Source organism: Sphingomonas sp. S-NIH.Pt3_0716, from assembly GCF_003950715.1.
GTDB classification, from domain to species: Bacteria; Pseudomonadota; Alphaproteobacteria; order Sphingomonadales; family Sphingomonadaceae; genus Sphingobium; species Sphingobium yanoikuyae_A.
Window position 1 is genome coordinate 51,765 of sequence record NZ_QLJK01000017.1, and the last position, 26,008, is coordinate 77,772.

Annotated in this window: 20 protein-coding genes; 11 read left to right on the forward strand and 9 right to left on the reverse strand. The window is 64.8% G+C overall.

All coding sequences use genetic code 11. The features are described from left to right. Window positions 1-73 precede the first annotated feature (73 nt). Entirely contained in the window at window positions 74-847 is a 774-nt protein-coding gene (locus BRX37_RS14910) for a hypothetical protein (protein ID WP_318276696.1), read from the reverse strand. 21 nt (window positions 848-868) lie between these two features. Between BRX37_RS14910 and BRX37_RS27320 the strand changes: the two genes are divergently transcribed. After that, a complete protein-coding gene (locus BRX37_RS27320; RefSeq protein ID WP_318276697.1) occupies window positions 869-1,093 on the forward strand; it encodes a hypothetical protein in 225 nt (74 codons plus the stop codon). Here BRX37_RS27320 and BRX37_RS27325 read toward each other — a convergent pair. Further along, window positions 1,084-1,818, reverse strand: coding sequence for a hypothetical protein (locus tag BRX37_RS27325; protein ID WP_313228659.1), 735 nt, complete (start codon window positions 1,816-1,818; stop codon window positions 1,084-1,086). The two genes, BRX37_RS27320 and BRX37_RS27325, sit on opposite strands and share 10 nt — an antisense overlap. 18 nt (window positions 1,819-1,836) lie before the next feature. On the opposite strand from BRX37_RS27325, the gene BRX37_RS27330 reads away from it, so the two are divergent. Next, a complete protein-coding gene (locus tag BRX37_RS27330; protein WP_318276698.1) occupies window positions 1,837-2,403 on the forward strand; it encodes an aspartyl/asparaginyl beta-hydroxylase domain-containing protein in 567 nt (188 codons plus the stop codon). A 33-nt stretch (window positions 2,404-2,436) separates the two neighbouring features. On the opposite strand, the gene BRX37_RS14920 is transcribed toward BRX37_RS27330, so the two are convergent. Beyond that, window positions 2,437-3,918 carry a tetratricopeptide repeat-containing sulfotransferase family protein gene (locus BRX37_RS14920; protein WP_063976674.1) on the reverse strand — a complete coding sequence of 494 codons (1,482 nt, stop codon included), beginning with the start codon at window positions 3,916-3,918 and terminating at the stop codon, window positions 2,437-2,439. Between the two features lie 87 nt (window positions 3,919-4,005). On the opposite strand from BRX37_RS14920, the gene BRX37_RS14925 reads away from it, so the two are divergent. After that, window positions 4,006-4,293 (forward strand): hypothetical protein, encoded by a 288-nt coding sequence (locus BRX37_RS14925; protein ID WP_063976675.1) that lies wholly within the window; start codon window positions 4,006-4,008, stop codon window positions 4,291-4,293. Between the two features lie 425 nt (window positions 4,294-4,718). Then, window positions 4,719-7,667: a TonB-dependent receptor domain-containing protein gene (locus BRX37_RS14930; protein WP_318276699.1), complete on the forward strand. Its 2,949-nt coding sequence runs from the start codon at window positions 4,719-4,721 to the stop codon at window positions 7,665-7,667. Between the two features lie 116 nt (window positions 7,668-7,783). On the opposite strand, the gene BRX37_RS14935 is transcribed toward BRX37_RS14930, so the two are convergent. From BRX37_RS14935 to BRX37_RS14945, 3 genes are all read right to left on the reverse strand, one after another. After that, complete coding sequence (locus tag BRX37_RS14935) at window positions 7,784-8,515, reverse strand: 2OG-Fe(II) oxygenase family protein (RefSeq protein WP_063976677.1); 732 nt, start codon at window positions 8,513-8,515, stop codon at window positions 7,784-7,786. Continuing rightward, entirely contained in the window at window positions 8,512-11,091 is a 2,580-nt protein-coding gene (clpB, locus tag BRX37_RS14940; RefSeq protein ID WP_063976678.1) for an ATP-dependent chaperone ClpB, read from the reverse strand. Before clpB ends, BRX37_RS14935 begins: the two co-directional genes overlap by 4 nt. Before the next feature lie 95 nt (window positions 11,092-11,186). Beyond that, window positions 11,187-12,854, reverse strand: a complete 1,668-nt coding sequence (locus BRX37_RS14945) for a M28 family metallopeptidase (protein WP_125987926.1) — start codon at window positions 12,852-12,854, stop codon at window positions 11,187-11,189. A gap of 186 nt (window positions 12,855-13,040) precedes the next feature. On the opposite strand from BRX37_RS14945, the gene BRX37_RS14950 reads away from it, so the two are divergent. The 7 genes from BRX37_RS14950 (at window position 13,041) to BRX37_RS14980 (ending at window position 21,439) form a co-directional block, all read left to right on the forward strand. After that, a complete protein-coding gene (locus BRX37_RS14950) occupies window positions 13,041-15,926 on the forward strand; it encodes a M16 family metallopeptidase (RefSeq protein WP_125987928.1) in 2,886 nt (961 codons plus the stop codon). A gap of 23 nt (window positions 15,927-15,949) precedes the next feature. Continuing rightward, the gene (locus tag BRX37_RS14955; protein ID WP_125987930.1) at window positions 15,950-16,252 is read left to right on the forward strand and encodes a hypothetical protein; all 303 of its coding nucleotides are present in this window, start codon (window positions 15,950-15,952) and stop codon (window positions 16,250-16,252) included. 104 nt (window positions 16,253-16,356) lie between these two features. After that, window positions 16,357-16,806: a MarR family winged helix-turn-helix transcriptional regulator gene (locus BRX37_RS14960; RefSeq protein WP_004209326.1), complete on the forward strand. Its 450-nt coding sequence runs from the start codon at window positions 16,357-16,359 to the stop codon at window positions 16,804-16,806. Next, a complete protein-coding gene (locus BRX37_RS14965; protein WP_125987932.1) occupies window positions 16,803-18,893 on the forward strand; it encodes an FUSC family protein in 2,091 nt (696 codons plus the stop codon). The genes BRX37_RS14960 and BRX37_RS14965 overlap by 4 nt, the downstream gene beginning before the upstream one ends. Next, window positions 18,890-19,105 (forward strand): DUF1656 domain-containing protein, encoded by a 216-nt coding sequence (locus tag BRX37_RS14970; protein ID WP_004209328.1) that lies wholly within the window; start codon window positions 18,890-18,892, stop codon window positions 19,103-19,105. The genes BRX37_RS14965 and BRX37_RS14970 overlap by 4 nt, the downstream gene beginning before the upstream one ends. Next, window positions 19,102-20,004 carry an efflux RND transporter periplasmic adaptor subunit gene (locus BRX37_RS14975; protein WP_010337503.1) on the forward strand — a complete coding sequence of 301 codons (903 nt, stop codon included), beginning with the start codon at window positions 19,102-19,104 and terminating at the stop codon, window positions 20,002-20,004. Before BRX37_RS14970 ends, BRX37_RS14975 begins: the two co-directional genes overlap by 4 nt. Further along, the gene (locus BRX37_RS14980) at window positions 19,997-21,439 is read left to right on the forward strand and encodes an efflux transporter outer membrane subunit (RefSeq protein ID WP_125987934.1); all 1,443 of its coding nucleotides are present in this window, start codon (window positions 19,997-19,999) and stop codon (window positions 21,437-21,439) included. Before BRX37_RS14975 ends, BRX37_RS14980 begins: the two co-directional genes overlap by 8 nt. Here BRX37_RS14980 and BRX37_RS14985 read toward each other — a convergent pair. The 3 genes from BRX37_RS14985 to BRX37_RS14995 are packed head-to-tail and all read right to left on the reverse strand — an operon-like array spanning window position 21,395 to window position 25,940. Beyond that, window positions 21,395-22,336 carry a glycoside hydrolase family 43 protein gene (locus BRX37_RS14985; RefSeq protein WP_125987936.1) on the reverse strand — a complete coding sequence of 314 codons (942 nt, stop codon included), beginning with the start codon at window positions 22,334-22,336 and terminating at the stop codon, window positions 21,395-21,397. The two genes, BRX37_RS14980 and BRX37_RS14985, sit on opposite strands and share 45 nt — an antisense overlap. Next, window positions 22,336-23,547 (reverse strand): glycosyl hydrolase 53 family protein, encoded by a 1,212-nt coding sequence (locus BRX37_RS14990; RefSeq protein WP_125987938.1) that lies wholly within the window; start codon window positions 23,545-23,547, stop codon window positions 22,336-22,338. Before BRX37_RS14990 ends, BRX37_RS14985 begins: the two co-directional genes overlap by 1 nt. After that, the gene (locus tag BRX37_RS14995) at window positions 23,544-25,940 is read right to left on the reverse strand and encodes a beta-galactosidase (protein WP_125987940.1); all 2,397 of its coding nucleotides are present in this window, start codon (window positions 25,938-25,940) and stop codon (window positions 23,544-23,546) included. Before BRX37_RS14995 ends, BRX37_RS14990 begins: the two co-directional genes overlap by 4 nt. Window positions 25,941-26,008: the final 68 nt, after the last annotated feature.

Consider the following 26,008-nt stretch of genomic DNA (forward strand, 5'->3'; position numbering starts at 1 on the left):
GCCTTCGCGGGCCGCCCCTTTTTTGTGCCTGTTCATTTTGGAGCAGGCCCTGGAATTTGAATGAAGGCTGGCTTCAGTTCGCCAGCAACGGCATCGGCAATTGATCCGGCAAGCCCGCGTTGCGGGCGACCAATTGAGCCCATTGGGCAACCCTTTCTATTTCTTCCTTATGCAATTGCTGCCCTTGCTGTCGGTCGCCTTCCCGCTGGCCGGGCTTGAAGGGGCTTCCGTCCTTGGCATTGCGCTGGAAGACCGTCTCGATCACGGGCGTAAAGCCATCGGCCGGCGGTGCGATTCCCAGAAAGGCGGAGGCCGCATCCAGGCTGGCGAGCGGGTCGGCAATCAACTGTTCGCTGTCCAGCGTCCGGACCCGGTCTGGCCAGCGGTCCGCCATGATCGTGAACAACCGATGCTGCGCCAGCCAGCCGACGGCGGCAGCTTGAAGGTCGGTATGCAGCAGATAATCGCGCGGGGTGAAGCCCAGTTCGACCAGCCCATCGACCAATTGCCGCGACAGAAGTTCGCGCACCCAAAGCCGCCCGGTCATCCCCTTGCGTGCAATCGATGTCAGATAGGCTTCGAGTGGGGCGTAGAGCAGGATCGCCTTGGCCTGAGGCCGCAAGCTCATCATGGCCGTCGCCAGTCCATTGACGACGTTGGACGGCTTGATGACGGTCGCCTCTCCCGTCTGGAACGGCCTTGCCAGGACGGACAGGCCGCTGTCGAGGACTTGGCTTACGGCATCAGGCGCCGCACCGCGCTGCCGCCATCCGACCAGATCGTTGAGCAGGACGGGCTCCTTCAGGGACATGGCCGATCCCGGCAGGTCGAAGGCGCTCGCCAGCAAGGTCGAGCAGCAATAGGCCGAATGGAATATGAAGTGGATCGGGCTTGGGTTGACGGTAAGATCGCTCCGTTTGATCACCAGCGGGGGATGCTTGGGCGCAAGGCAGTCATCTGTCAGGAAGGGCGTGGATCGGCGCACCTCGCGGTCGATGACGTGAAACTGGATCGCGTCATGCGTGGGATCATAGCGATGGGCCAGCCATTCGGCACTGGGGTTCTGTTGTCGGAAATCTTGTGTCATAGCTGAGGCATATGCCTTTGGGCTGCGGATTCAACCGTCATGACATTGGAATGAGCGTGCAAGCACAAGAAGATATGCAGCGTTTCCTGGCCGCAGCGCAGCAGGCGCGTGCCAATGGGCGGCCGGAGGAAGAAGCTGCCCTGCTTGCGCGCGCCGATGCTCTCGTGCCTGGCAATCCACTGGTTGCGAATGCGCGCGGTATGCAGGCGTTGGGACAGCGTGACTGGAAAGCGGCATGTCACTTCTTTCAGGCGGCCATTGCGGCTGATCCCAATGAGCCGGCGCTGTGGATGAATCTGGCGACGGCGCATCGTGGTGCGCAGGACGTCGATGGCGAACGGCGCAGCCTTGAAGGCGCGCTGGCGATCGATCGCCGCCATGTCATGGCGCAATATCGTATGGCGGAACTGCATCAGCGTAACGGCCATATGGCACAAGCCGCGCAAGGCTGGAGCCATGTTGCGCAGTTGCTCGAAGGGATCGAAAATCCGCCGCCGGCGGTGCGCAACATGCTGGCTCAGGCCAAGGCGTTTCTGGCCGGGCATAATGCGACGCTTGCCGCCACGATCGATGAAGCACTGGCCGATCAGATCGACATGCTGGGGCCACAGGCGCGGCGTTTCCGCGCTTGTGTGGATCATAGCCTTGGGCGACGGCGCATTTATCCCAATGTCTGTGCCGGCATTCATTATCCGTTTCTGCCTGCCGATGAATTTTTCGATCGGGCGCATTTCCCCTGGTTCGCACAATTGGAGGCGCGTGCCGATGCGATACGGGCTGAGGCGGAAGCCATTCTATATGGCAATAATGACCTTATTCGCCCCTATGTACGCATGGAAAAGGGCGGCCCGGAAACCAAATGGTCGACGCTGGACGGTTCGCTGGATTGGACGGCCTGCTTCCTGTGGGAATATGGTGTCCGTAACGATGCGGTGTGCGATCTCTGCCCTGAAACGGCAAAGGCGCTGGAAGCGGTTCCGCAAAGCCATATTCCGGGAAAGGCACCTTCCGCCTTTTTCTCGCTGCTGCGCCCCGGTGCCCATATCCCGCCCCATACGGGGGTGACGAATAGTCGTGCGATCATCCACCTGCCGCTGATCGTACCCGATGGTTGCGCGTTTCGCGTCGGTGGAGAAACCCGTCAATGGAAGGAAGGCGAAGCCTTTGCCTTCGATGACACGATCGAGCATGAAGCCTGGAATCGCAGCGAAAAGCCACGCGTGGTCCTGATCTTCGACGTCTGGAATCCGCACCTTAGTCCCGCGGAACAGGCATTGCTCAGCCGGATGTTCGAGATCACCGGCACAGCGGGCTAGAGCGTTTCCAAGCAGGCGGGATCGGCATCTACGCTAGGCCTCGATCGCGTCTCCTAATGCGCGGCGGACGTCGTCCATCTGGCGGGCATAGTTGCGCCATCGACCAGAGGATCGGTCATTGAGCGGCTTGCGGACATGCCAGCTGCTCGCGGTCTTGACCGCTGCATTGTCATTGCTGGTGCGGGCGCAGTCCTCTTCCCAAGGCAGATCGAGCGCGCTCAGCACTGCGCGCATCACCATTTCGGGATCCTGGACAAGCGCGTCATAGTCGAGATCGATGATATCCTCGCCATAGAGCGAACGCCAATGCTGCATCAGGCGATCATAGCATCGAACATAATGGACAATGTCGTCCAGATCGAAGCCGTAGCTGATGCCGTCGGCAAAATAGAGGAAGTAGATGGACAGGATATTGTCCAGCAGGTTGCGTCGCGTATGAATGATCTTTGCATCGGGGAAGAGCTGCTTGATCAGGCCTATATGCAGAAAATTGTCCGGGCGCTTGTCGGTGATCAGTGACGCATCCGGGAATGCCGCGCCAATTTCATTGAGATACTGATTGCGCAGTTGCACAATCTGGCTCGATGACAAGGTTGCAGGCGAGGGCAGGCCGCCGGCGATCGCCGGAATGCTTTCATGTTCACCGCCCGCGGTGACGCGCGAATGACGCCCGATCAGTCTTTCCGCCAGCGTTGAACCGGATCGGAACAATCCGCAGATGAAGATCGGCGCGTTCCGATCTTCCACGTCTTCCATTTGCCGTGCGCCGGAATGTTCGGGCACATGCGCGATCAGCGCATCGACCATCCGGTCCATTGCAGCGCGGTCATAAGCCAGCGCGGGGTCGATCAACTGGCGCGCAAGCTGGTTGCCCTGCTGAAAATGCGCAAAGGCTTCGTCAAATTGCTGTGACGCGTCCAGCGCGAGCCCGCTCGCGAAGTGCAACTCTGCTCGGTCTTCGGCATGCAGACCGGATTGAGCCATCACATGGGTTAGGCGATTCAAGGCGTCGACGGCCTGATCATGATACAGGTCGATCGCGGTCAAACGCGCATGGGCGCGGCCGTTGACAGGATAGAGGTCCAGGATATGACGATAGGCCGCACGGGCTTCCTGCGCCTGTCCCCGATCCTCGTGGATGGTCGCGAGATTGAACCAGGCTGGCACAAAATGGCTATTGCATTTCAAAGCGCTTGCCAGGGCATCCACGGCGGCGTCCTGCCGGTGCAGATGTTCCGACAGGATCGCGGCCTGATTGAGATAGACGTCTTCTGGCTGCGGAATGCCGAGCGCCAGAGCCTGATCATAATGTTTCAGCGCGGCTTCAAACTGTCGGTCACAGCGGAGCAAATAGGCAAGATTGTACCAGTCGTCGGCCATCGGCGCGGGCCGAGCAGCAATCAGGTCCCGAAAGGCCTGGATAGCGGGACGGATCTGGCCGGCCATCATCAACTGCATGGCATTGCGCTGCAACGGAGCGGTAGGGGAGGCGCTATTTTGAAACCCGACGGTCATGTCAACCTTGTTGCTGAATGCTCATCCATTTACTGGGATATGGAAACAGGGCATATCATAAGGCGATTTGTTTAGGGAGGCTCAGTCATGAATCGGCTGCAATATGTTCTCGCGATGGGGAGTGTCTTGTTGCCGACGCCGTTGTTGGCACAGACGGCTGCAACGGGTTCGACCGGCGCCAAGCTGGATCGAAAAGATCCCAATTATGTCCGATGCGTAAGCCAGGTCGAAACCGGTTCCTTGGTGAAGAAGCGTCGTATCTGTCACACCAATGCCGAGTGGAGCCAGATTGACGCCGCCGGTAGCCGCGATGCGGAGGATATTCAGGGGCGCACGCGGCAGGGCTTCGATCCCAATGGCGCGGGCGGTGATTAAGGCCAGATGGGCGCCTTCATAAGGCGCCCAAGTTCATTCCGCGCTCTCGCAGCGGCAAAGTGCGATCGGAATTTTGAGAAACAAAGCGCGCGTAATATAATTACGCGCTCTTTTCATTTGCCCTTTGATGCATGCACGAATTCGGCTTGAAAGGCCCCATGATTGCGGGGTTTCTGGCGAATTCCATCGGACGATTTCAGCAGAATATGATTTGGTTTCAATACCGTAATGGTGTTGCTGGAATGTTTCACATTTGTAAAAATCGTAACGTTTCGTAACGCAACCGGGTTTACAGCCGGTTCCATGGGGCGCACCCATGCCCCGCCTTGTGGTTCCGCAGGGTCGCACTGGTCACAGCAGGCAGACAAATCTGCCGCTCCAGATAAGGGACTGGAAATTTGAAGAACGCATCGATTGCCGCATTCTTGCGGGCCGGAGTCGCGCCCGTCATTCTCGCCACCGCGCTGTTCCAGGCGCCCCTCAATGCTCAGGATAATGCGCCCCAGGCCGATGACGGCGCGAACGACACGATCGTCGTGACCGGCTCGCTGCTGCGCCGCATCGACAAGGAAACCATTTCGCCGATCACCACCGTGTCGTCGGAAGATCTGGCGATCCGCGGCATCACCACGGTCCAGCAGGGTATCCAGAATCTGTCGGCCAATAACGGCCCGGCACTGACCAACGGCTTCTCGGCCAATGGCGCCTTTGCCGGTGGTGCCTCGGCGGTCTCGCTGCGCGGCCTGTCGACCTCCTCGACGCTGGTGCTGTTCGACGGCCTGCGCGCCGCTTATTATCCGCTGGCCGATGACGGCACGCGCAACTTCGTCGATCTCAACACCATCCCCGACGCCATCGTCGATCGGGTCGAAGTGGTGAAGGACGGCGCGTCCGCCACCTATGGCGCCGACGCGGTTGCCGGCGTGGTCAACATCATCACCAAGCGCGAAGTGAAGGGCCTGCACCTTCAGGCCGAAGCCGGTGTCGCCGAAAAGGGCTATGGCGCCAACCAGCGTCTGTCGGCCACCTATGGCTATGGCGACCTCGCCGAGCAGGGCTTCAATGCCTATGTCAGCGCCCATTATCTCAAGAGCGCTGCGGTCTATAACAAGGACCTGGGCTATCCCTATAACAGCGACGACCTGTCGGGCATCTGTCATGACGGCGTCTGCGGTCCCAACAACATGGCCAATGGCGTCGACCCCAGCATCGGCTTCACCGGCCTGTCGACCGCGACCAATGTCTTCATGGTCCGTCCGTTCGATGCCGCTACCGGCGCCGGTGCTGGCCGTTACGAGCTGCTGAACGCCGCTGCCGGCTGTGGCAGCCTCAACCCCTACACGCTGACCGACGCGGAATATGCGGCCAATGCAACTGCGCCGCATACCGTTTGCCAGCAGGACATCACCCACGACTACAGCCAGGTTCTGCCGGAACAGCAGCGCTGGGGCATTTCCGGCCGCTTCACCAAGATCGTCGGGGAGAGTGGCGAAGCCTATCTCGAACTCAACTATGAGAACAGCAAGTCCTCCTATACCGGCCTTGCCTCGATCATCCGCGCCAATGCGCCGGCCGGTATCGACTATTCGGCCTATTCGACCTCGACCGGCGCCGGCCTGCTGCGCCTGCCGGTCTATGTCTGCGCCCGCGGCACCGCCAGCTGCGACGCCAGCAACGGCACGCTGAACCCGAACAACCCCTATGCCGCCCAGGGCCAGGAAGCCGCCATCATCGGCCGCCTGCCGACCAGCACCGAATATAATGAATCGGTCAGCCAGGTCTTCCGCGCCGCTGCCGGAATCAAGGGCGATTTCGGCAACGACTGGCATTATCAGGTCGATGGCACCGCCATGGTCTCGAAGCTGAAGACCACGGCCAAGGGCTATGTCTATATCCAGCATCTGCTCGATGTGATCGCGGACGGTTCGTATAATTTCATGAACCCGTCGGCGACCTCGCAGGAGACGCTCGACTATCTGACCCCGACCCAGATCAACCACAGCAAGACCCAGCTTTATCAGGGCACGGCCAGCATTTTGAAGGACGTGTTCGACCTGCCGGGTGGTCCGCTGCAGGTCGCGGTCGGCATCGCCGCCCGCTATGAATCGCTCAACAATCCCAGCGGCAACCCCGACTATGATGGTCAGACGGAGCGCTATTTTCGCCTGAACGCCTTCGGCGCCAAGGGCCATCGCGATGTCGAATCCGCCTATTTCGAACTGGGCGCACCGATTGTCGAGCAGCTCGAACTGACGGCGGCGGGTCGCTACGACCATTATTCGACCGGCCAGGACAATTTCTCGCCCAAGTTCGGCGCGAAGTTCAAGCCGATCCGCGAACTGATGTTCCGTGGCACCTTCTCGAAGGGTTTCCGCATCCCCAGCTTCGCGGAAATGGGCGCCCTGCCGACCACCGGCTATGTCACCCAGTCGATCGGTTCGATGCCGCAGGAATTCATCGACCAGCATCTGAACGCGGCCGGCACCGGTCCCAACACCTATCTGACCAACTATTCGATCGGTCAGACGACGGTAGGAAACCCGAACCTGAAGGCGGAAAAGTCGCGTAACATCACGCTTGGTGCGACCTTCCAGCCGCTCAACAATGTGTCGTTCAGCGTCGACTATTATAATATCAAGAAGACCGGCGCGATCACCTCGGTGAACTTCTCGAACGCGATCGCCAACTATTACGCCACCGGGGAAACCTCCTATGATGGCGTGACGGTGATCCCGGACGAAGTCGATCAGGAACATACCGGTTCGCAGCGCCGTATCGCCTTCGTGCAGGGCAGCTTCATCAACGCCAACACGATCAAGACGTCGGGTATCGATTTCAACGCGATGGGCAAGTTCCGCCTGAGCGACAACATCACCTTCTCGACCTCGATCGATGCGACCTATGTCATCAAGCTGAACACCGAATATCCCGACGGGACGGTTGAACATTATGTCGACACGCTCGGCAACTTCAACCTGACGGCCGGTTCGGGCACGCAGCAGTGGCGTGGTAGCTGGCAGAATACGCTGGACTTCGGCAAGGCTTCGCTCAGCGCGACCGCCTATTACACCGATGGCTATGATTATTCGGCCGAGGATCAGGGTGGCGTTGCCGGCGACTGCAGCCTGGTGCCCACCAACTATGATGGTGAAGCCTATCAGGGTTGTCGCGTGAAGTCGTTCATCAGCGTCGACATGACGGGCACGATCAAGGTCAACGACCAGTTCGAGCTTTATGCCAACGTCATGAACGTCTTCAACAACAAGCCGCCGATCGATGCGACCACCTATGGCGCCTATCTCTACAACCCGGTGGTTGGCGAGTCGGCGATCCTGGGTCGCTCCTTCCGCATCGGCGCGAAGGCAAGCTTCTAAGCCAGATAATATAAAAGGGCGGCCCTCCCTTGCGGGGCCGCCCTCCTTTCAGGACCAACTGGCGCGCGGCGCGCCTGACTTAGCCGACACTGGGTCTCCGTGCGCCGTCGCCGTCTTCACCCCATCGCCGACCGGAACCAGCCGGTCACCGACGTCCGGGCCGCACCCGCCGAAGGCGCGACATAGCTGACGCTGTGCAATTGCGGCACGCGGAACAGATCGAGCCTGTTGAAGGCCGGAACCCGGCCGGAAAAGCCGCCATCGGCACCATGGAACATCAGCAAGCCGCCCCATTCGGTCCGCCATCCCTCGGTCAGGCCAAAGACATAGGCGGCATGCCGGTTCTTCTCCGCGACCCCATCATCATGGCCGGTCAGGAAATCGCCACTGACATAGCGGGTCGCCTGCCCGTCGGCGAAGCCGATCGCCTCGCTGCCGGTGATCGCCCGGACCAGCGCCAGCACTTCCGGCCCCGCCATGAAGCGGACGAACGCATCGAGCAGATGTGGCGACTGCCGACGCGCCTGCTCCTCGTCAGGCACGCGAATGCTGCCATAGCGGAACTGGAAGCCATGCCGGGCCGCTTCATGCACCGCCTGGTTCAGGGCGCCCCATTGCTGCGGCGTCATCGATTGCGCTGTCGGGCGATCGATCTCGAACAATTTCTCGTCCGAATTGAGGATGATCCGCCAATCCTCGCGTGCGTCCAGATGCGCGGCCAGCGCGCGGGCCGCCGCATCGGTCAGGAAGGGACCGATGCGGGCATGCCCGTCGCGCTGATAGTCGGATCGCAGCCGGTCGATGTCGATCCCATCGGCCAGCGCGAAATCCGCCTCCTTTGTCGTCATGCGACGCTGAGCTTCAGCGCGCCGTCGCCATCTTCCACCGTCACCGTCGATCCGTCCGGCACTTCGCCGCGCAGGATCAGGTCGGCCAGCGGATCCTGCAGGTAACGCTGCACCGCCCGCTTCAATGGTCGCGCGCCATAGACCGGATCATAGCCGACCCGGCCCAGCCAGGCGCGCGCACCGTCGGTCAGGTCCAGCACCACCTTGCGGTCCTTCAGCAGCTTCTGCACCCGCGCCACCTGGATATCGACGATCGGCGCCATATGGCCGGCCCCCAGACGATGGAACAGGATGATCTCGTCCAGACGGTTGAGGAATTCGGGGCGGAAATGGCTGCGCACCATCTCCATCACCTGGTCCTCGACCTTCTCGACCGGCTCGTCGTCGGGCTGGGCGGCGATATATTGGCTGCCCAGGTTCGACGTCAGCACGATGATCGTGTTGGTGAAGTCGACGGTGCGGCCCTGGCCATCGGTCAGGCGGCCATCGTCCAGCACCTGCAGCAGCACGTTGAACACGTCGCCATGCGCCTTCTCGACCTCGTCGAACAGCACGACCTGATAGGGCCGGCGCCGCACTGCTTCGGTCAGCACGCCGCCTTCCTCATAACCGACATAGCCCGGAGGCGCGCCGATCAGCCGGGCAACGCTGTGCTTCTCCATGAACTCGCTCATGTCGATGCGCACCATCGCGCTCTCGTCGTCGAACAGGAAACCGGCCAGCGCCTTGGTCAGCTCGGTCTTGCCGACGCCCGTGGGGCCAAGGAACAGGAAGCTGCCCAGCGGTCGGTTCGGATCCTGCAGACCCGCCCGGCTGCGGCGCACGGCGGTTGCGACCGCGCGCACGGCATCGGCCTGGCCGATCACCCGCTTGCCCAGCTCGGCTTCCATCGCCAGCAGCTTCTCGCGCTCGCCTTCCATCATCCGGTCGACGGGAATGCCGGTCCAGCGCGACACGACGCTGGCAATATCCTCGGCCGTCACTTCCTCGCGCAGCATCGCGCCCTTGGACGCGCCCTGGGCCTCGGCCAACTGCTTTTCCAGCTGCGGGATGGTGCCATATTGCAGCTCGCCGGCCTTGCCATAGTCGCCGCCGCGCTGCGCCTGTTCCAGCTGGAGCCGCGCCGCGTCGAGCTGCTCCTTCAGCTTGGCCTCGCTGGCGATCTTGTCCTTCTCCGCCTGCCAGCGCGTCGTCAGCTCGGCCGACTGCTGCTCCAGATTGGCGAGGTCGGTCTCCAGATTGGCCAGCCGGTCCTTCGACGCCTGGTCGCTTTCCTTCTTCAGCGCCTCGCGCTCGATCTGCAGCTGCATGATCCGGCGGTCGAGATTCTCGATTTCCTCGGGCTTGCTCTCCACCTCCATGCGGATGCGGCTCGCGGCCTCGTCCATCAGGTCGATCGCCTTGTCGGGCAGGAAACGGTCGGTGATATAGCGGTTGGACAGGGTCGCCGCCGCCACGATCGCGCCGTCGGCGATGCGCACGCCATGATGCGCCTCATATTTGTCCTTGATGCCGCGCAGGATCGAAATCGTGTCCTCGACCGTCGGCTCGCCGACGAACACCGGCTGGAACCGCCGCTGCAATGCCGGGTCCTTCTCGACATATTTGCGATACTCGTCGAGCGTTGTCGCGCCGATGCAGTGCAGCTCGCCGCGCGCCAGCGCCGGCTTCAGCAGATTGCCGGCATCCATCGCGCCCTCGGATTTGCCCGCGCCGATCAGCGTGTGCATCTCGTCGATGAACAGGATGATCTGGCCGTCCGCGCCCTTCACCTCGTCGAGCACGCCCTTGAGGCGCTCCTCGAACTCGCCGCGATATTTGGCGCCGGCGATCAGGCTGCCCATGTCGAGCGCCATCAAGGTGCGGTCCTTGAGCGTATCGGGCACGTCGCCATGGGCGATGCGCAGCGCCAGCCCTTCCGCGATCGCGGTCTTGCCGACGCCCGGCTCGCCGATCAGCACCGGGTTGTTCTTGGTGCGGCGCGCCAGGATCTGGATGGTGCGGCGAATTTCCTCGTCGCGGCCGATCACGGGGTCGAGCTTGCCCGCCTTGGCCGCATCGGTCAGGTCGCGCGCGAACTTCTTCAGCGCATCATAACGGTCTTCGGCGCCCGCCGTATCGGCGGTGCGGCCGCCGCGCAACTGGTTGATCGCGCCGTTCAGCGCCTCGGCGCGCACGCCGGCGGTCGCCAACGCCTTGCCCGCCGTCGTGGTGGTCGCCAGCGTCAGCGCCAGCAGCAGCCGTTCGACCGTGACGAAGCTGTCGCCCGCCTTCTGCGCCACCTGCTCGGCGGAATCGAGCACGCGCACGGCATCATTGTCGAGGCCCGGCGTCTGCTGCGCGCCGCTGCCCGATACCGCCGGCACCTTGGCCAGCGCGGCATCGGTCTCGCGCAGCGCGGTCGCGGCATCGCCGCCCGCCGCCTTGATCAGGCCGGACGCCATGCCCTGCTCATCTTCCAGCAGCGCCTTCAACAGATGTTCGGGGCTGATCCGCTGGTGGTTCATGCGGATCGCAACGGTCTGCGCCGACTGGAGGAAACCCTTGGCGCGGTCGGTGAATTTTTCGAGGTTCATTAGCATCCCCTTCAAGGCATTGCTGGCGATGTAATGTTGCAAAAATGACACACAAGGGGCGCGGGCAAAAAATCCGCGCCCCGTGCATATTTATCTTACTGCTTGGGCGCCTTGGCCGCCTCCGGTGCGAACAGATCGCCGAAGAAGTCCGCCTTGTACCATTGGGGCGGGGTGTCGCTATCGGTCATAACCCGTGCAATGCGATAATTTGCCTCGGCAAAGCGGGCGCCCGCGTCCCAGTCGATCTTCTGCGTCATGTCGTCACCGGGATGGTGATAGGCGCCGCTCAGAAATTCGCCCCAGGCCTTCTCGCCGCCATTGGCATAGCCGGTCGCCAGGAAGACCGCAGGCACGCCCTGCTTCACGAACATATAATGGTCCGACCGCACGAAGATGGTTTCCTGCGGCATCGGATCGGCGGCCAGTTTGATCCCCATCGGCGCAACCGCCTTGGCGACGATCGGCCCCAGCGTCGAATGGTCGGCGCCGAACGCGATCACGTCGGTGAAGGGATAGAGCAGCAGCGGCATGTCGAGGTCGACATTGCCGACGATCTGCTTGCCCGGCACGGTGGGATGGCGGGCATAATAGTCCGCGCCCAGCAGGCCCTTCTCCTCGCCGGTGGAGGCCAGGAAGACGATCGATCGGCGCGGCTTGTTGGGCGACTGGGCCATCGCGCGCGCCACTTCCAGCATGGTCGCGATACCGGCGCCATTGTCCAGCGCGCCATTGTTGATGCGGTCGGTGTCGGGCTTGTCGCCCGGCTTGGCGGGGCTGATGCCGATATGGTCGAGATGCGCCGACAGGACGACATATTCTTGCCTAAGCTTGGGGTCGCTGCCGGGCAGGATGGCGACGACATTGGGGCTGGTCACCCGCTCGCTGACGCTTTCGACCTGGATCTGGGCAGTCGACTTGAGCGCAAAGCCCTTGGGCTTGCCGCCCGCCTTGTCGGCTTGCTTGCGGATCGCCGCGATGCTGGTCGGCGCGCCGGCGAACACGGCCTGCGCCGCGGCATCGTCCAGGCTGGCGCCGACCCGGATGCCGGGGGCGGCGTCGAACGGCACGCCCTCGGGCGAGACCCAGGTGAAGTCGGGCTCATCGGCGAACTGGACCATGCGGTTCCAGGGGCGGGCCTTCATCGACTGGAGGGTGCCGATCGAGAGCATGCCGATCGCGCCATGCGCCTCGGCAATCTTGCCCTTGGTGGCGGACAGGTGCGCGCCTTCCTCGCTAGGCAATCCCTTGGGATAGCCGCGCAGGGTGACGACGATCTTCCCCTTCACGTCCAGTCCGGCATAGTCGTTGAGGCCGAGCCGCGCATTTTCCAGGCCATAGCCCACGAACACCAGCGGCGCCGACACGTCCAGCTTGGGCTCGGCCGCGTTCATGCCGATGAGGACATCGCCGGCATGGGTGAAGCGCTTGCTGCCGGCCGGGCCGGTGACGGTCAGCGTGCCCGGCGTCTTGGCGCGCTCGGTCTTCTGGAAGCCGATGCGCTGCAGCCAGCTTCCATTGTCGCCGGCGGGCTTGAGGCCGAGGCCATCGAACTGGCTGGCGACATAGCGGGCGGCAATTTCATGGCCTTCGCTGCCGGTGTCTCGGCCCTTCAGCAGATCGTCGGCCAGGAATTCGACATGGGCGCGCACCGCTGCGGCCGAAAAGGTCGGGGTGTCCGATGCCGCTGGGGCAGTGGTCTGGGCAGGCAGGGCGGCGGGCAGCACAAGGGCGGCGGTGGCGGCCAGCAGGGCCAGGCGTTTCATGGGATCGGGGACTTTCCGTCTCTATGGATGATGGCGTGCAGACTTGCCGCTGCGCCCCGTCGCTGTCCAGCCTCCGCTTGTCGATATCATGCGTATTGCGCCGCTATCACGCCCCGCTATGCTGCGCGCCATCGCGGCGGAGTTCGTTCCGGCCGCATCGACTGCCCTCCTGTCCTAGAGGCCTTCATGATCCTTACCCGCATGTCCCGCCGGCTTCCCCTGATGCTCGGCCTGTCCGCGCTTGCGCTCGCGCCGCTTGGTTCCGCCGCGCAGGCCGCGCCGGCCACCGCAGCCGCCGCGCCCGCGCCGCTCTCCAGCCTCGTTTCGGCGGTGGACATCCCCTATCAGGAATTTCGCCTGCCCAACGGTCTGCGGGTCATCGTCCATACCGATCGCAAGGCGCCGATCGTCGCCGTCTCGGTCTGGTACCATGTCGGTTCGCGCTTCGAGCCCGCCGGCAAGACCGGCTTTGCCCATCTGTTCGAACATCTGATGTTCTACGGCTCGGAAAATGCCGACGGTCCCTTCTTCGGCCGTCTGGAAGATATCGGCGCCACCGACTGGAACGGCACGACCTGGTTCGACCGCACCAATTATTTCGAAACGGTGCCGACCGGCGCGCTCGATCGCGCGCTGTTCCTGGAATCCGACCGCATGGGCCATCTGCTCGGCGCCGTGACCCAGACCAAGCTCGATGCCCAGCGCGGCGTCGTCCAGAATGAAAAGCGTATGGGCGAGAACGAGCCCTATGGCCTGGTCGAATATGCCCAGCTCGCCGGCATGCTGCCCGAAGGCCATCCCTATCGCCACTCGACCATCGGCTCGATGGCGGATCTGAACGCGGCCAGCCTGGCCGACGTCCAGAGCTGGTTCAAGACTCACTACGGCCCCAACAATGCCACGCTGGTGCTGGCCGGCGACATCGACGTGCCGACCGCCAGGGCGAAGGTCGAAAAATGGTTCGGCAACATCGCCTCCGGCCCGGCGCCGCAGGATGTTGATGCAACCGTGCCGACGCTCGACAAGGATGTGGAAAAGGTGATGCACGACAATGTCGCTGCCACCCGCCTCTACCGCAACTGGATCGTCCCCGGCGTCAATTCGCCCGACCTGCAGCAGCTCGACCTTGCCCTCTCGGTGTTCGGTGGCCTCGGCTCCTCGCGCCTCGACAATATCCTGGTCCGCGACGAGAAGGTGGCGGTCGCGGTCAAGGCCAGCATCCAGCCGTTCGAGAAGTTGTCGATGGTCGAAATCACCGTCGACGTGAAGCCGGGCCAGGATCCGGTCGCCGTGGGCAAGCGGCTCGATGCGCTGCTCGCCGACTATCTCGCCAAGGGGCCGAGCGCGGACGAGGTGCTGCGCGCCGCGACCCAGCAGCTCTCCGGCACGATCGGTGGTCTCGAAAAGGTCGGCGGCTTCTCCGGCAAGGCGGTGACCCTGGCCGAAGGCGCGGTCTATTCCAATGATCCCGGCAAATATAAGAAAGATCTCGCCATCTATGCCGCCGCGACGCCCGCCAGCGTCTCGGCCGCCGCGCGCAAATGGCTGGGCCGCCCGGTCTTCCGCCTGACCGTGTCGCCGGGCGAACGCTCGGCCGAGGATAATGCGCTCGCCGGCAATGCGCCCTCGGGCAGCGCCACCATGCATCCCGCGCATTTCCGCGATCCCAATGGCCCCGCGCCCAAGGCCGGCACGCCGCCGCCGCCGACCAAGGTGGCCGAACCGCCGATCGAGCCGGTCAAGGATCTGGTCTTCCCGCCGGTCGAGCGCGCGAAGCTGTCCAACGGCGTGTCGGTCGTCTTCTCGCGCCGCGCCACCGTGCCGGTGGTGAAGGTCTCGGTCGCCTTCGATGCGGGCAATGCCGCCGACAACCGGCAGAAGCTCGGCACCGCCGCGCTCACCACCGCCCTGCTCGACGAAGGCACCACCAGCCGCAACTCGGTGCAGATTTCGGAGGAGCAGGAACGTCTGGGCGCCGGCATCAGCGCGGCCAACAGCATGGATGCCACCAATGTCGGCCTCTATGCGCTCAAGCCCAATCTCGACGCCTCGCTCGGCCTGCTCGCCGACATCATCCGCAACCCGGCCTTCGATCCCAAGGAAGTGGAGCGGTTGCGCAGCCAGATGCTGACCCGCATCGCCGCGGAAAAGACCCAGCCCATGGCCATCGCCCAGCGCATGCTGCCGCCGATGCTCTATGGCCAGGCCCATCCCTATGGCATTCCCTTCACCGGCTCGGGCACCGAAAGCGGCGTCAAGGCGGTGACGCGCGCCGATCTGGTCGCCTTCCATGACACATGGATGCGCCCGGACAATGCGACCATCTTCGCCACCGGCGACACGACGCTGGCCGAACTGCTGCCGCTGCTCGAAAAGCGCTTCGGCGACTGGAAGGCGCCGGCCATTGCCAAGGGCGCCAAGCTGTTCCGCATGGACCGCATGATGCGTCCGTCGCGCATCGTCCTCATCGACAAGCCGCAAAGCCCGCAGTCGATGATCCTCGCCGGCCAGCTCACCAACAAGTCGGGCACCGACAATCCGGTCACCCTCATCACCGCGAACGAGGTGTTGGGCGGCAGCACGACCTCGCGCCTGACCATGGACCTGCGGGAGGCGAAGGGCTGGGCCTATGGCGCGGGGACCGGCATGCCCGGCGTCAAGGAAACCATCCCGCTGCTGGTCTATGCCCCGGTCCAGACCGACAAGACCGGCGAATCGATCATCGCCGCGCGCCAGGACATCAAGGATTTCCTGACCAGCAAGGGCACGACCCAGGCGGAGCGCGACCAGACGATCAACGGCCAGATCCTGTCGCTGCCCGGCAGCTTCGAAACCTCGTCCGACCTGCTCTCGGCGATGATGCGCAACAATCTGCTCGGCCGGCCTGACGACTATTACGCCACCCTGCCGGCAACCTATCGCGCCATCACCGCGGCGCAGATGGATCAGGCCGCGCGCGAGGCGATCAACCCCGATCGGCTGATCTGGGTCGTGGTCGGCGATGCGAAATTGGTGAAGCCCCAGCTTGACGCGGTCGGCCTGCCGGTGGAAATGGGCACATTGGCTGATTGACGCTAACGTAAAGGAGAAGTGAGATGGCTGCAGTGGATGGTGCCTATGATTGCGTGGCTAAGACCCCGCTGGGCGAACAGACCGGCGTGTTCACCGTGATCAGCACGGGCGACCGTTTCAACGGCACCTTTGCCGGCATGATGGGCTCGCTCGACGTCAAGGATGGCGTGGTTGCCGGCAACAAGCTGAGCTGGAAGATGGAAATGACCATCCCCATGCCGATGACGCTGGAATGCGAAGCCGAAATCACCGGCGAAAGCCTGACCGGCACGATGCAGCTCGGCGCCTTTGGTGCCGCGCCCTTCACCGGCACGCGTCGCGCATAATCCCGATCGGCTGCGGCCCGGTTCATGCCGGGTCGCAGCCGACATTACCAAAAATTCATGGCCGACCCGTTGCACTATAAAATTAGTTAGCTATCTAAGCGTTCGTGAATCGGACCGAACTTCAGCGCGCCCTGGCGCATAATATGCCGCAGATCGCGCGCTTGTGGCGCCAGCTTGCCGATTCCACCCTGGCCGAATTCGGCGTTTCCAATTCTGCCGGCTGGTGTCTTCTCTATCTCGACCGGCTGGGCGCCGACGTGCGCCAGATCGAACTGGCCGACGTACTGGGCATCACCCAGCCGTCGCTGGTCCGCACCCTCGACCATCTTCAGGCCGCCGCCCTGATCGAGCGCACCCCCAATCCGGAGGATCGCCGGTCCAACTGCCTGTCGCTCACCACCTCCGGCCGCGACCTTGTCGGCCGCATCGAAACGCGGCTCAGCAACATGCGCAACGACCTGCTCGATGGTGTGCCAGAGGCGGATATCGAGACGGCGGTCAATCTGTTAGAACTGCTGCGACGCCGTATCGGGGAGCGCCGGGGCCAGTCATGAAAAAGGCCGCTTTGTCAGCCTGGAGCGAGCGCGTCGGCGTTCCCGCCGCGCTATTCTCGCTCAAATGTTTCCTGGCGGCGATGCTGGCCCTTTATGTGGCGCTCAGCATTGGCCTGGAACGTCCCTATTGGGCCTTCCTCACCTCCTATATCGTCGCCCAGCCGCTCGCCGGCGCGGTGATTTCCAAGGCGATCTTCCGCGCCATCGGCACCATCGTCGGCGCCGCCTTCTCGGTCGCGATCGTCCCGCCCCTGGTCAATTCGCCCGAACTCCTGACCCTCGCCATGGCCGCCTGGCTGGCGCTCTGTGTCTTCGTCTCGCTGCTCGATCGCACGCCGCGTTCCTACATGTTCGTGCTGGCCGGCTACAGCGCCTGCCTGATCGTCTTCCCCGACGTCGACTCGCCCCAGACCATCTTCACCGTCGCCACCCTGCGCGTGCAGGAAATCTGGATCGGCATCGCCTGCGGCAGCATCGTCCATGGCGTCGTCCTGCCCGGTTCGATCACCGGCAACCTCTTCGCCCGCGTCGAAGCCATGCTGCGCGACGCCGAACGCTGGTCGCGCGACGCGATCGCGACCGATCCGGTGCCCGGCCTTGATGCCGAACGCCGCCGCCTGGCGCAGGACGTCACCGAACTGCATCAGATGTCGATCCATCTGCCCTTCGACATCAGCCGCCTCGCGCCGCGCGTCCGCACCGTGCGCGCGATGCAGGACCAGCTCTCGCTGCTGCTGCCGCTCGGCGCTGCGGTGGAGGATCGGCTGGCCATGCTGAAACAGGCCAATGGCGGCATCGTCCCGGCCCAGGTCGAAAAGCTGATCGCCGATGCGCGCGACTGGCTCGATCATCCCGGCACCGACAGTGCGACCCGCGCCGCCGGCGCCCAGGCGCTGATCGACCGCTGCGCTGCGCTGGAACCGACAGCCGACAGCCATATGGACTGGGCCGGCATGATGCGGCTCAGCCTCTATTCCCGCCTCGGCACGCTGATCGCCGTGCATCGCGACTGCCGCGACCTGTTCGACCAGATGCTGACCCACAGCCGCAGCCCGGTGACGCCGCGCGTCGCCGAACTGCTGGAGGGACGCCGCAACCGCGAACTGCATCGCGACTATGCCGGGGCCGCGCGCGGCGCCTTCGCCGCCTTCATGACGGTGACGATCGGCTGTGCCTTGTGGATCGGCAGCGGCTGGCATGATGGCGGCAGCGCGGTGATGCTGGCCGGCGTCTTCCTCGCCCTCTTCTCCGCATCGGACAATCCGCTCGCCCCGCTCAAGGGCTTCATGATCGGCACGATCATCGCCACCTTCCTTGGTGCTCTCTATGGCTATGCCATCATGCCCCGGCTCGACGGCTTCGCCATGCTCGCCCTGGCCTATGCGCCGCCGCTGCTGGTGCTGGGCGCTATGATGGCCTCGCCGCGCTGGATGGGCATTGCGCTGCCGACGTTGCTCGGCCTCGGCAGTCCGGTGCTGCTCTCCAGTGCCTATGTCAGCGCCTTCGCCTCCTATGTGAACGGTTCGGTGGCACAGCTGGTCGGCATCTGGTTCGCGATCATCATGGCCGGCCTGCTGCAATCGGCCGGGGTGGAGCGCGCCGTGCGCCGCACCGTGCGTGCCGGCTGGGCGGATATCGCGACCCGCGCCAACCTCATGACCCAGCCCGACGTGCGCGGCTGGATCAACCGCATGCTCGATCGTATCGCGCTGCTCGCCCCGCGCCTCGCCGCCATCCGCACCGACAGCGGCAAGCCGCTCTATGACGCGCTGCGCGACCTACGCACCGGTGTCGCCATCGGCGAATTGCGTCAGCTCCGCGTCGATCTTCCCTTTGACGAAGGCGCCCCGCTCGGCCGGGTGCTGGGCGGCGTGGCCGACCATTATCGCCGGCTCGACCCCGATGCGCCGGCCGCGGCCGACCCAGCCCTGCTCAATGACATCGACAGCGCCATTGGCGACCTTGCCGCCAATCCCGCCCCCTCGGTCCGCCGCGATGCGATCCTGGCGCTGGTCAGCCTGCGCCGTAATCTCTTCGCCGACAGCGCCGGCTATCGCATGTCTCCTATGACCGGAGTTCCCGCATGACCGGCGAATTGTCCATCGACGGGGTCTTCTTCCCCACGCTGCTGGCGCTGGCGCTGGCCGCGCTGATCCTCACCTATGGCCTCACCCGCCTGATCGCGGCGTTCGGCCTCTACCGCTTTCTTGCCTATCGGGCCCTCGTCGACCTCAGCCTGTTCGTGCTGACGCTCGGGGGCCTGTCCATTCTCGTTCCGATGCTGGGAATCCGCCTATGAACCGCCTGACCGGGACGCTGATCCGCAGCGCCGCCACCATCATCATCGTCATCCTCGCCGTCATCGTCGCGGTGTGGATGTGGAACCATTATGAGCGCAGCCCCTGGACCCGCGACGGCCGCGTGCGCGCCGACGTGGTGCGCGTGACCCCCGATATCGGTGGCCTCGTCACCTCGGTCGCGGTGCGCGACAATCAGCAGGTGAAGGCGGGCGACCTGCTCTTCGTCATCGACACGCCGCGCTATGCGCTGGCGCTGGAACAGGCGGAGGCGCAGATCGCCAGCGCCCAGGCCACGCTCGGCCAGGCCCGGCGAGAGGCGACCCGCGATCTGGCGCTGGGCGATCTCGTCGCCAAGGAAAGCCATGAACAGAATGTCGCCCGCGTCGCCACGGCGCAGGCCGCGCTGGCCGAGGCGCGCAGCGCGCGCGATGCCGCCGCCTTGAACCTCAAGCGCACCCAGGTCCGTGCCTCGGTCAACGGCGTCGTCACCAATCTCGATCTGCATCCCGGCGACTATCTGGGCGCCGGCACCCAGGCGATGGCACTGATCGACAGCGACAGCCTGCGGGTCGAGGGCTATTTCGAGGAAACCAAGCTGCCTCTGGTCTGCATCGGCGCGCCCGTCACCGTCCGCCTGATGGGCGAGAAGCAGGATCTGCACGGCAAGGTCGAAAGCATCGCCTATGGCATCAATGACTCGACCCGCAGTGACTCCGGCAACCTCCTGCCCACGGTGGAGCCGACCTTCTCCTGGGTCCGCCTCGCCCAGCGCATCCCGGTCCGGGTGAAGCTCACCAATGTCCCGGCCAATATCACGCTGATCTCCGGCCGCACCGCCACGGTCACGGTCGAACCGGCGAAGAAGGATGCCAAGCCGGGAAGCTGCCGCCATGCGTAAGGGCTTTGCTGCATCCTTGATGGCACTGGCGCTCAGCGCCTGCGCCACCGCCGGGCCGGACTATCATCCGCCCGAACATTCGGCCGCGACCGCGCCGGGCGCGCAGGGTAATTTCCAGTCGGCGCAGGGTGCGGGCTTCAGCAATGCCGACCTGCCCGACCATTGGTGGAAACTCTATAATGATCCCCGGCTCGACGCGCTGATTGCCGAGGCGCTGACCGCCAATACCGACCTGCGCGTCGCCGACGCCAATCTCACCGCGGCGCAGGCCGTGCTGCGCGAGACCGAGGCGGGGCGCCAGATCAGCACCACGATCAGCGGCGGCGAAACGCTGGCGCGTCCCTCGGGCGTGACCCAGCATCTGCCCGGCTCGGTCAGCTATGATTTCGGCCTCAGCGCCTCCTATCCGCTCGACCTCAACGGCCGCATCCGCCGCGCGATCGAATCGAGCGGTGCCAATGTCGAGGCGGTGACCGCCGCGCGCGACTATGTCCGCGTCAGCGTCGCCGCCGCCACGGCCAAGGCCTATGCCCAGGTCTGCGCCGCCAATTATGCGCTCGGCGTCAATCGCCGGGTCGTCTCGCTCCAGCGCGATACGCTCAATGCCACTCAGCGCCTGTTCAAGGGCGGTCGCGGCACCGCCTTCGACGTCAGCCGCGCCCAGGCGGCCGTGGACCAGAGCGAGGCGACACTGCCGGTCTATGAAGCACAGCGCCAGAGCGGCCTCTATCTGCTCGCCACCCTGCTCGGCCGTCCGCCGGCCGATTATCCCAGGGACGTGGAAAGCTGCGCCACTCTGCCGTCGCTTGGCGCGCCGCTGCCGGTGGGCGATGGCACCGCGCTGATCCGTCGCCGCCCCGACATCCGCCAGGCCGAACGCATGATCGCCTCCGACACCGCGACTTTGGGCGTCGCCATGGCCGATCTCTATCCGCAGGTCAGCATCGGCGGCTCGGTCGGCCTGTCCGGCCCGCTCAAGGATTTCGGCTCCGGCTCCGCCTTCGGCTTCAGCCTCGGCCCGCTCATCAGCTGGACCTTCCCCAATCGCCCGGTGGTCCGCGCTCGGATTGCCCAGGCCGATGCCCAGGTGCAGGCCGATCTCGCCAGCTTCGACGGCAGCGTGCTGGAAGCGCTGCGCCAGACCGAAACCGCGCTCGAAACCTATCGCCGCGATGCGGAAAAGGCCGCCGCGCTCGATCGGGCCCGCGACAGCGCCAATGTCTCGGCGGGGCAGGCGAACAAGCTGTTCCGCTTCGGCCGCAGCGATTTCCTCGACCTGCTCGATACCCAGCGCAGCCTCGCCAGCGCCGAATCCTCGGCCGCGGCCGCCCGCGTCCAGCTGGTGCAGGACCAGATCGCCATCTTCCTGGCGCTGGGCGGCGGCTGGACCTCAGACGATGTCGGCAACCAGAGCGCGGGGAACGCGCAGCAATGATCCGTGGCGCGCGCCGGCCGGCATGGTCAGGCGCGCGCTGACGTCGGTCCACGTCACCATGTCGCGCGTCATCGCCGCGCCCCAGCGCCCCTCCTTGTAGACGTCATAATAGCAGAGCAGCGCATCGCCGACCTGTGCGCTCATCGGCCCTTCGACCCAGCCGGGCGAGAAGGGCGGCGACAGGGGGCCGAACGGCCCGGTCGGGCTGTCCGCCTTCGCCACCTGCAGCCATTTGTGCGGCGGCTGCACCGTCTCGTCCTTGACGATCAGATAGAGGCCGCCGCCCGGCGCCTGCGCGAACGTTCCGTCGATCACGCTGAACCCCGGATCATAAAGCGGCGCGGGCGCGCTGAACGTCTCGAAATCGCTTGTGCTGACCGACCAGAGACGGTGGTTGTAGCCCGATTCCGATGTCCCCGCCGTCTCGGTGAAACGGCCCTCCACCGTGCTCGACCAGAACAGGATGTGGCGCCCGGTCGCCGGATCGCGCACCGCCTCGGGCGCCCAGCAATTGCGGGTGCCCGGCACGTCCTGCATCACCGGAATGGCGCGCTGCTCCGACCAGTGGACCAGATCGCGGCTGGTCGCATGGCCGATCGTCACTCCTTCCCAGGCGGTGGTCCACAGCAGATGATAGACGCCCTTGTCCGCGAACAGATAGGGGTCGCGCATCAGCTTCTTCTCGCCCACCTGCGGCACCAGCAGGCTGCGCCCGTCCGCCAGCGTGCGAAAAGCAAAGCCATCCTCGCTCACCGCCAGTTTGAGGCCGTCGGCCTCGCCCTTGCCGGTGGTGAAATAGGCGAAGACCAGCAGGTCATCGGCGCGCGCTGCCGACCGGGTGGCACACCCTGCCAGCGCCAATGCGCCCAGCCCCAATGTGAAGTCGCGCCGTCTCATCAGCGATAATCCTTGGCCATTTGCGGGTAGAGGTCGAGTAGCTCATTGGCGACATAGTCGCCGCCATGGCCCATTGGCCCGGTGGGTTCGGGTTTCGGCACGGCCGGCTGCTGCGATGCCAGCCCGCCCGGCGCCTCGGCCCCATTCAGCCCCTGGCTGATCAGGTCGGGCTTGGCGCCTTCGCCGGCATTATGCCCATCCTGGTCGAAAATCGCCTCCTGGTGCCGGATCGGCTCCCAGATGAACGTGCCCCAACCATGCTTGCCGGGCAGGGCATGGACCAGATCGTTGATATAGCGCTTGCGGCTCGAATATTCGGCGACCAGCAGCCCCTTGTCGGGATAGCGCTTTACGAACTCGCTGAAGGTCGTGGCCCAGTCGCCCTGCGCCCGCTGCTGGTAGCAGGAAAAGCCGATCACATCGAAATCCACCTGCCGCGCGATCAGCGCATCGGTCCATTCGCGCACGATCGGCCAGTGCCGGCCCAGATGATTATGCACCTGGATCGCGACGTCCGGCTCGGCCCGGCGCGCACCGGCGATCCCGGCGCGCAGCAATGCGGCAAAGCCGTCGAATCCGCCAACCTCGCCGACTTTGGCATGATTGGCGTCGGTCACCGGATTGCCGGTCGACGTCGACAGCTTCACCCGGCCATAAGGCCACAACATGCCAAAGGTCGTTTCATTGCCAATCACCGCCATGTCGACCGGCGCGCCGCCCGCGCGCATCGCCACCAGCGTGTCGTGCGTATGTGCCTCGACCGCCTTGGCCAGCGCCGGCAGGTCATAACCGGCCCAGGCCGCCGGCACCGCCTGATGCTCCGGATCGGCCCATGTATCGCTATAATGGAAACTCAGCACCAGCCCCATGCCGGCGTCGCGCACCCGCTTGCCCAGCTTCACCGTCTGGGCCAGGCCAGCCCAGGCCTTGTCCGGCTCCCGCTTCGAATAGCCCTTGGCCGGATCGACGAAGATGCGCAGCCGGATCGCGTTGAACCCGGCATCGCGCAGGATCAGGATCGGGTCTTTCTGCACGTCGCCCACGAAATAGCGCGCCCCCGCCGCCTCATCCTCGGGCACCCAGCTTATGTCAGCGCCGATCAGATAGGGGCCGGGCCGCGCGCCATTCTTGCTTACCTTGGCAAGCGCCGGCCGGGCCAGCAGGGGCAGGGTGGCAAGGCCGAATGTGCCGCGGCGCGTGAAACGGGTCATGCCTTCACCTCCATGCGATATTCCGGAACGATGCGCAGTGTCTCCAGCGTGGCGACCTGCGCGCCCGCCGGCAGCTTGGCCCGCGCGGCATCATCCAGATAGATGGTCGCGTCGGCGCGCAGCGGCATCACCGTCAGCGTCCAGGGTCGCCCCAGCCGCGCGGCAAAGCGCTTGAGCCCGATCCGCCAGACCCGCCCGTCCCAATAGGCATCGTCCAGCATGTCGGGGCCATCGAACAGCCGACCGATATCGCCGCGCCAGTCGATCTCCAGGAAAGCGTCGCCGCCTTCGGGCAACGCATCCTTGGGGATGGTGAAGCTAAAGGCCGCCGCCGCCTTGTGCGCCTCGGGCAGGGGCTGCATCGCCGCCTTGGCCGGCCCGCCAATCTCGATCGGCGGCGCCGTGCCGGCCTCGCGCGTCTGGGTGAAGGGCAGGGGCGCGATGGCTGTCGCTTTCGCCGTCATCATCGCCGCCTTGCCGGGCAATATCTGCCAGGCGAAACGCGCCTCGCCGCGCTGGCGCAGTTCCAGCCCGTCCGGCCCGAACAGCGCATCCGCCGCGCTCAGCACCACGCGCCGCTCGCCACCGATCTCGCCGACCCAGATGCGCTTTGCCGCCTCCCGGTCGATCAGCAGCAGCCGCACCGATCGCCCGTCCGCGCCCGTCACCCGCACCGGCCGCGTCGCGGATGGCGGCACCTGGACGATCACCCGCTCGCCCTCGCTGCGCGCTGGCGCATCGACCTTGGTGCCCGCCGGGAAAGCCAGCTCCACCGGGCCGGGCAGGCAGGCCGCCATCACATGGATCGGCCCGTCCCTGTCGGCGATGCGCGTCACCGGCTGGGCCGTCGCCCAGTCGAGCCGCACCCCGTCCAGATCCATGCCGATCGGCCAGAAGAAATTGTCGCCTGGCGCGATCGTCACCGGCCGGCTCGGCAGGCGGACCGGGCCGCCGGCCAAAGTCACATTGAACTGCGTGCCGGGATGCGCCGCCGTGCCATATTGGCGGACATGATTGTTGACGAACAGGAAGCCGGTGTCGCCCTTCGCCCGCACCGCCCAGCGCAGCGTCTTCAGGTCATCCTTGTCGGCCGGCAGCATGGCCGGCGCATGCACCGTCATCGGCGCCAGCGTCTCGCCATAGGCGGCCAGGAAATAATGGAGCGGGCGCAGCGCCGCGCTCACCGGATTGACCTCGCCATATTGGCCGATCGGCGCCTGGAAATCATAGGCGATCGCCGGGCAGTCATTATAACCGCCCGACCGCTGCGTCTCCTCCAGCATGCGCCCGTTCGCCATCGGGTTGGCGCCGCCATGGAACATATAATAGCCCAGCAGATTGACGCCCGACCCGACCTGCGTCGTCACTGCCGCCGCCACGTCGGCCGGCTGCAGCAACGGCCGCCGCCGATACATGACCGGCACGCCGCCGCCATATTCCGCGCCCAGGAAGGGCGTATCTTCCATGTCGCTGTCGGCATCGCCGCGCCGCCCGCCGCGCGTCTGCGCGCCCAGGTCGCCGCTCACCCGGCTGTCGAACCGGAACAGGTAATTTTCCTTGGGCGGCAGTTTCACCGTCTTCGCCGACCAGGGTTCGTCGGGATAGCCGCCATGCACCGGCACCACCTCGCCCTTGGGATAGACGGTCTGGTCCCATCCGGTCACGGTATAGAGCGGCACGTCGAAGCCGATCCGCACTGCCAGCGCCTTCAGCGCTGCGATATGCTCCCGGCCCTGTCCGGGACCAGCCAGATTATATTCATTCTCGACCTGCATGCCGATAATCGGCCCGCCATCCTTCCACATCAGTCCGTTCAGCTGATCGTGCAGCCCGCGCCAGAAGCGCTCGACCTGCGCCATATAGGCGGGGTCGTTGCTGCGCGTGCGGGTGCTGCCGGCGATCCAGTCGGGGATGCCGCCGAAGCGCGCCTCGGCATGGCCCCAGGGGCCGGGCCGCAGGAAGAAGAGCAGGCCATGTTTCTGGCAGAGCCGCACGAAGCGCCCGATATCCCGATCGCCGGTCCAGTCGAGTGTGCCGGGCGCCAGTTCGACATGGTTCCACAGCACATAGGATGCGACGATGCCGACGCCGGCCGCCTTCATCTTCAGCAATTCCTCTTCCCAATATTCGCTCGGGAAGCGGGTGAAGTGAAATTCGCCCATCACCGGCAGCCAGGGCCGGTCGTCGCGGGTCAGATAGAGATTGGTGATGCCGATCCGCCCCTGCGGCCCGGCGCCGGTCCCCATATGGAGATGCCCGGATTTGAGCGGCAGGCCCGGCTTGCGCGCATCCAGACTATTGGCCGTCTGGGCCAGGGCGTCAGCGGGAAGGGCGAGGCCCAGGCCGGCAAGGCCGGTGGCAGTCAGCGCCGTGCGCCGGTCGATATCGGACATCCGTCCTCCTGTGATGAAACGGGAGGCTGAGCCCTCCTCTTGGATCGGGGTTGTCCTGCGCCCGCCTG